The sequence below is a fragment of the Streptomyces sp. 4F14 genome, from assembly GCF_048159485.1.
Classification (GTDB): Bacteria; Actinomycetota; Actinomycetes; order Streptomycetales; family Streptomycetaceae; genus Streptomyces.
Genome location: NZ_JBLRVY010000119.1, coordinates 1 through 475 on the forward strand (window position 1 = coordinate 1; position 475 = coordinate 475).

Below are 475 nucleotides of genomic sequence, written 5' to 3' on the forward strand. Positions count from 1 at the left end.
GGCGACTACGACTTCCAGTTCATGATCGAGGAGCTGGCCGTCGGGGCGCAGCACAAGATCCCGTACGTCCATGTCCTCGTCAACAACTCCTACCTGGGCCTGATCAGTCAGGCGCAGCGGGCGTTCGACATCGACTTCCAGGTCAACCTGGAGTTCGAGAACATCAACTCGCCCGAGCTGGGCGTCTACGGCGTCGACCACGTCAAGGTCGCCGAGGGCCTCGGCTGCAAGGCGATCCGGGTGACCGACCCGGCCGAGCTGGGCGCCGCCTTCGAGCAGGCCAAGAAGCTCGCCGCCGAGTTCCAGGTCCCGGTGGTCGTCGAGGCCATCCTGGAGCGCGTCACCAACATCTCCATGTCGACGACCAACGACATCAGCAACGTCGTCGAGTTCGAGGAGATCGCGACGGAGCCGGAGCACGCGCCCACGTCGATCAAGACGCTGAAGGTCTGACGCGTCCGCTCACAGAAGGGGC

At 64.6% G+C, this 475-nt stretch carries 1 protein-coding gene; it reads left to right on the forward strand.

Annotated features, from left to right (window positions below; all coding sequences use genetic code 11):
- A partial coding sequence (locus tag ACLZOT_RS49915; RefSeq protein ID WP_416975973.1) for a thiamine pyrophosphate-dependent enzyme occupies positions 1-453 on the forward strand: 453 nt, incomplete at its 5' end.
- Between the last annotated feature and the right edge of the window lie 22 nt (positions 454-475).